Consider the following 6,010-nt stretch of genomic DNA (forward strand, 5'->3'; position numbering starts at 1 on the left):
GGGATCGGCCCGGTGGAGTGCGTGAACGTGGAGCACGAAGAGGTGCTGCTGATCCCCCGCTGGGTGTCAGCTAAGCGGGTCACCTTCAAGTACGGCCTCGGCGCCGAGTTCATCGGCGTTCTGCAGACCCTGCACAAGCTCGGCCTGGATCGCACCGACCCGGTCAGCGCCGCCGGCGCGAGCGTGTCGCCCCGGGACGTGGTCGCGGCGTGCCTGCCCGATCCGGCCACCCTCGGTGACAAGATGACCGGCCTCACCTGCGCGGGCACCTGGGTCACCGGCACCGGTACCGACGGCGCGCAGCGCGTGGTCTACCTTCATCATGTGGTGGACAACGCCTGGTCCATGGCCGAATACGGTTCCCAGGCCGTCGTCTGGCAGACGGCGGTGAACCCGGTCGTCGCGCTGGAGCTGATCGACTCCGGCGCGTGGGCGGGCGCCGGGGTGCTGGGGCCTGAGGCGCTGCCACCTGGCCCGTTCCTCGGCTTGCTCACCGACTACGGGTCCCCGTGGGCGTGCGAGGAACGCGCCCCAGCCGGCCAGCAGTAAGAGTTCTTTCAGTCAAAACGGAGGCATCATGGCGGAGGATCTTCAAAACTTCATCGGCGGCCAGTGGACGGACTTGTCCTTCGATAACCGGTCCGAGCTGGTCAACCCCAGCACCGGTGAGGTGTTCGCCACGGCGCCGGTGTCCGGCGAGGCCGAAGTGGACGCCGCCGTGTCCTCGGCAGCCGCCGCGTTCGAGGGATGGCGGGACAGCACCCCGGCCGAACGCAGCCTGGCGCTGCTCCGGATCGCCGATGCGATCGAGTCCCGCGCCGATGAGTTCGTCAAGGCCGAGTCCCTGAACACCGGCAAGCCGCTCGGGCTCACCACGTCGGAAGAGATTCCCCCGATGGTGGACCAGATCAGGTTCTTCGCCGGAGCGGCCCGGATGCTGGAGGGCCGGTCGGCGGGCGAGTACATGTCGGGGTTCACCTCGTTCATCCGCCGTGAGCCGATAGGGGTGTGCGCCGCGGTGACGCCGTGGAACTACCCGATGATGATGGCGGTGTGGAAGTGGGCCCCCGCCCTGGCGGCCGGCAACACCATGGTGCTCAAGCCGTCGGACACCACGCCGTACAGCACGCTGCTGATGGCCGAGCTGATGGGCGAGTTCCTGCCGGCCGGCGTGTTCAACGTGGTCTGCGGCGACCGGGACACTGGCCGCGCGCTGGTCGCCCACCCGGTCCCGCAGATGGTGTCGATCACGGGCAGCGTGCGGGCCGGCAAGGAGGTCGCCGTCGCGGCCGCGGGTGACCTCAAGCGGGTCCACCTGGAACTCGGCGGCAAGGCGCCGGTCATCGTCTTCGACGACGCCGACGTGGCGAAGACCGCAGAGGCGGTCGCGATCGCCGGGTACTTCAACGCGGGGCAGGACTGCACCGCCGCGACCCGGGTGCTGGCCAGCCCGGGCGTCCACGACGCGCTCGCCGAGGCGCTCGCCGAGCAGGCGCGCGGCCAGACCGTGGCCGGGCCGGACAACCCCGACGCGGACTTCGGCCCGCTGAACAACCCGGCCCAGCTGGAGCGGGTCTCCGGGTTCATCGACCGGCTGCCCGACCATGCCAAGGTGCTGGCCGGCGGGCACAAGGCCGGGGCTCGCGGCTTCTTCTTCGAGGCCAGCGTCGTCGACGGGCTGTCCCAGGACGACGAGATCATCCAGAACGAGGTGTTCGGCCCGGTCATCACCGTGCAGCAGTTCAGCGACGAGGCAGAGGCGCTGGCCTGGGCGAACGGCACCCAGTACGGGCTCGCGTCGTCGGTGTGGACGTCCGACCACGGGCGGGCCATGCGGATGGCGCGCGGGCTCGACTTCGGCTGCGTGTGGATCAACACCCACATCCCGCTGGTGGCCGAGATGCCGCACGGCGGGTTCAAGCACTCCGGGTACGGCAAGGACCTGTCGATGTACGGGTTCGAGGACTACACGCGCGTCAAGCACGTGATGTCGTCCTTGGACTGAGCCTGCTTCCGGTGAGGGGCGCCGGAAGGTTATGTGGTCGCGGGCACAACGCGACCACATAACACTTCCGTCACCCTGCGTTGGCCCATGGTGATCCCCTGACGCTGCCGCCGAACGCAGCTTGGGGGAAGGACGCGTGGGGTGATTCGTGGCTGGCCGCCTCGAGGAGGATCAACGGATTCGTAGGATCGGGAGCGTGCTTAGCGACAGTGAGGTCAAGCGGGTCCTGGTTATTGCGGCGCATCCCGACGATGTCGATTTCAGTTCCGCGGGAACTATCGCGGGGTGGACCGATGCCGGGGTCGAGGTGGTGTACTGCATCGTCACGGACGGGGACGCGGGCGGCCACGACGATTCCGTGCCAAGGTCGGAGATCGCACCGCTGCGGCGCAAGGAGCAGACGGCGGCTGCGGGCTGCGTGGGCGTCACCGACCTGCGGTTCCTCGGGTACCGGGACGGGAGAGTGGAGGCCACCCTCGGGCTGCGCAAGGACCTGGCCCGGGTGATCCGGCAGGTCCGCCCGGGCCGGGCGGTGTGCCCCAGCCCCGAGCGCAACTACGCCCGGATCGGGGTGAGCCACCCGGATCACCGGGCAGTGGGATCGGCGGCGCTGGACGCGATCTACCCGGACGCGCGCAACCCGTTCGCGTTCCCCGAACTGCGCGCCGAGGAGGGCCTGGAACCCTGGACGGTGCGCGAGGTGTGGGTGTCCGGCGGGCTGGCGCCCAACCACTATGTGGACGTGACGGACACGTTCCACCGCAAAATCGCCGCGCTGCGCGCGCATGAGAGCCAGACCGGGCACATGGACCAGCTGGAGGAGTTCCTGCGCGGCAGGCTGACTCTGGCGGCCGAGCAGGGAGGCCTCCCCGAGGGCCATCTCGCGGAAATGTTCCAGGTCATCGACACCGGCTGACGCCGCTCGGCCCTCGACCCCATCGTAGAGGCGGGGCGACAGAGCAGGTGTTCGACGCGCCCACCGACCCGAGGACCGCCGACTACGTGAAAGGCCGGTTCGGCTGAGCCTGCGTCCTCACGTGCGGTTCGCCGGCTTTCTCGCGCCTGGCCCGGATCGAGGCAGGTCACCGCCATCCCGGGACGGGTCTGGTGCGGTTGCCTGGATCGGGCCTAGGTTTGGCTCAGGCGCATCTCGCGCCTGAGGGAGGAGAGGTTGTCCATGGCGAACATCACCGTCACGGTCGACGGGGTCACTTATACCGACGACGTGGAGCCCCGCCTGCTGCTGGTGCACTACCTGAGGGACCGGATCGGCAAGACCGGCACTCCCATCGGATGCGACACGTCGAACTGCGGCGCATGCACGGTCCACCTGAACGGGGAATCGGTGAAAAGCTGCGCCGTCCTCGCGGTGCAGGCAGATGGCGCTGAGATCACCACGATCGAGGGCATGGCCAACGGCGAGTGGCACCCGCTGCAGCAGGCCTTCCACTCCGAGCACGCGCTCCAGTGCGGCTACTGCACCCCGGGGATGATCATGGCTGCGGCTGACCTGCTACGCAGCAACCCCCACCCCAGCGACCAGGAGATCCGGGACGGGCTCGAGGGCAACCTGTGCCGGTGCACCGGATACGAGAACATCGTCCGCGCCGTGCAGCGCGCGGCGGAGGCGGGAGCCACCTCATGACCGCGGACACCCAGGCAGCGCAGGCAGAACAAGGCAGGGCACGCCTCCGCAAGGAAGATGCCCGGCTGGTCACCGGCCAGACAAACTGGACCGACAACATCGTCCTGCCCGGGATGCTGCACATGGCTTTCGCGCGCAGCCCGATGGCACACGCCCGGATCACCTCGGTGGACCTGTCCGCGGCCCGGGCCCTGCCGGGCGTCATCGCCGCGTTCTCCGGCGCCGACTTCGCCGACGAGCAGGGCAGCCTGCCGTGCGCCTGGCCGGTCACTGAGGACATCGTCCTCCCGGCGCACCCGCCGATGGCGGTCGACGAGGTCAGGTACGTGGGCGAGGCAGTCGCCGTGGTCGTTGCCAGGGACCGGTACACGGCGGCGGACGCAGCGGCCCTGGTGGATGTGAGCTACGAGCCGCTGCCCCCGGTGCTCGACATGCGGGCCGCGCTGGAGGAAGGCTCGCCCAAGGTTCACCCGCAGGGCAACAAGAGCTTCGAATGGGTCTTCGCCCAGGGAGAGCTGGACGAGGCCTTCCGCGACGCCCCCGTGGTGATCGATCGGACTTACCGCCAGCAGCGGCTGATCCCCAGCGCGATCGAGCCCCGCGCTGTCGTGGCCACCGACGTGGGCGGGGAGTTCACGATCTGGTCGGCAACCCAGATCCCGCACATCCTGCGGGTCATGCTGGCGCTGGTGACCGGGATCCCGGAGCAGAACATCCGGGTCATCGCGCCCGACGTCGGCGGGGGGTTCGGCTCCAAGCTCCAGGTCACCGCCGAAGAGGTGCTGGCAGTGCTGGTCGCCCGTAAGCTCGGCCGGCCGGTCAAGTGGACCGAGTCCCGCAGCGAGGGCAACCTGACCGTGCACCACGGCCGGGACCAATGGCAGCGGATCCGGATCGCCGCCGACCGGGACGGGCGGCTGCGCGGCCTGTCGGTGGACCTGCTCGCCGACATGGGCGCGTACCTGATGCTGGTCACCCCGGGCATCCCGCTGCTCGGCGCGTTCATGTACCCGGCCATCTACAAGATGGACGCGTACTCGTTCAAGTGCACCGGCGTGTTCACCACCAAGATGCCCACCGACGCCTACCGCGGCGCGGGGCGGCCCGAGGCCACCTACGCGATCGAGCGGATCATGGACGAGCTGGCGGTCGAGCTGGACATGGACCCGCTGGCGGTGCGGGAGCGGAACTGGATCAAGCACGAGGAGTTCCCGTACACGACGATCGCCACGCTCCAGTACGACTCGGGCAATTACGAGGCCGCCACCGCCCGGGCGAAGGAGCTGTTCGGCTACGACGCGCTCCGCCAGGAGCAGACCGAGCGGAACCTGGACGGACACCCGGTCCGGCTCGGCCTCGGGGTCTCCACCTACACCGAGATGTGCGGGCTCGCCCCGTCCCGGGTCCTCGGCTCGCTGGCCTACGGCGCCGGCGGCTGGGAGCACGCCTCGATCCGCATGCTGCCCACAGGCAAGGTCGAGGTGGTCACGGGGTCCAGCGCGCACGGCCAGGGCCACGAGACGGCGTGGAGCCAGATCGTCGCCGATCAGCTCGGCGTCCCGTTCGAGGACATCCGGGTGCTGCACGGTGACACCCAGATCTCCCCGAAGGGCATGGACACCTACGGATCCCGCTCGCTGACGGTGGGCGGCATGGCCCTGGTCGGCGCCTGTGACAAGGTGATCGCGAAGGCCAAGCGGATCACCGCGCACATGCTGGAAGCCGCCGAGCCGGACATCGAGTTCGTCAACGGCCGGCTCCATGTCCGCGGGGACCCGGAAAAGGGCCACACCATACAGGAGGTCGCGCTCGCTACCTTCGCCGCGCACAACCTGCCCGACGGCATCGAGCCCTCCCTCGACGCCGACGCCACCTTCGACCCGGACAACTTCTCCTTCCCGCACGGAACCCACCTGTGCGCGGTGGAGGTGGACACCGAGACCGGCATGGTCACGATCCGCTCGTACGTGGCGGTGGACGACATCGGCAAGGTGATCAACCCGCTGATCGTCGACGGGCAGGTGCACGGCGGGATCGCCCAGGGCATCGCGCAGGCGCTGTACGAGGAGGCGGTCTACGACGACGACGGCAACCTGGTCACCACGACGATGGCCGACTACCTCGTCCCGTCCGCGCCCGACCTGCCCTCCTACGTCACCGACCGGACCGAGTCCCCGGCCGGCAACCGGCTGGGCGTGAAGGGCGTCGGCGAGGCGGGCACGATCGCGTCCACGCCCGCAGTGGTCAACGCGATCATCGACGCGCTGCGGCCGTTCGGCATCAACGACATCACCATGCCGTGCACGCCGGAGCGCGTCTGGCGCGCGATACAGACGGCAGAGGGCGGCGAGCAGGCCAGC

General features: G+C 69.5%; 5 protein-coding genes. All 5 read left to right on the forward strand.

The window, feature by feature from the left end:
* Nucleotides 1-549 (forward strand): saccharopine dehydrogenase C-terminal domain-containing protein (locus tag VGJ14_11985; GenBank protein ID HEY2833136.1); only part of this gene is annotated, 549 nt, incomplete at its 5' end.
* Nucleotides 550-577: 28 nt separating this feature from the next.
* Nucleotides 578-2,005, forward strand: coding sequence for a gamma-aminobutyraldehyde dehydrogenase (locus VGJ14_11990; protein HEY2833137.1), 1,428 nt, complete (start codon nucleotides 578-580; stop codon nucleotides 2,003-2,005).
* A gap of 196 nt (nucleotides 2,006-2,201) precedes the next feature.
* The gene (locus VGJ14_11995) at nucleotides 2,202-2,921 is read left to right on the forward strand and encodes a PIG-L deacetylase family protein (protein HEY2833138.1); all 720 of its coding nucleotides are present in this window, start codon (nucleotides 2,202-2,204) and stop codon (nucleotides 2,919-2,921) included.
* 261 nt (nucleotides 2,922-3,182) lie between these two features.
* The gene (locus tag VGJ14_12000) at nucleotides 3,183-3,650 is read left to right on the forward strand and encodes a (2Fe-2S)-binding protein (protein ID HEY2833139.1); all 468 of its coding nucleotides are present in this window, start codon (nucleotides 3,183-3,185) and stop codon (nucleotides 3,648-3,650) included.
* The coding region (locus tag VGJ14_12005; GenBank protein ID HEY2833140.1) for a xanthine dehydrogenase family protein molybdopterin-binding subunit at nucleotides 3,647-6,010 on the forward strand (2,364 nt) is incomplete at its 3' end. The genes VGJ14_12000 and VGJ14_12005, both read left to right, overlap by 4 nt.

The sequence above is a fragment of the Sporichthyaceae bacterium genome (genome assembly GCA_036493475.1).
GTDB lineage: Bacteria > Actinomycetota > Actinomycetes > Sporichthyales > Sporichthyaceae > DASQPJ01.

What these genes read in the sequence shown, in the direction of transcription:
- VGJ14_11990 (HEY2833137.1), top strand. Translation starts at nt 578, where the DNA reads ATGGCGGAGGATCTTCAAAACTTCATCGGCGGCCAGTGGACGGACTTG.
- VGJ14_12000 (HEY2833139.1), top strand. Translation starts at nt 3,183, where the DNA reads ATGGCGAACATCACCGTCACGGTCGACGGGGTCACTTATACCGACGAC.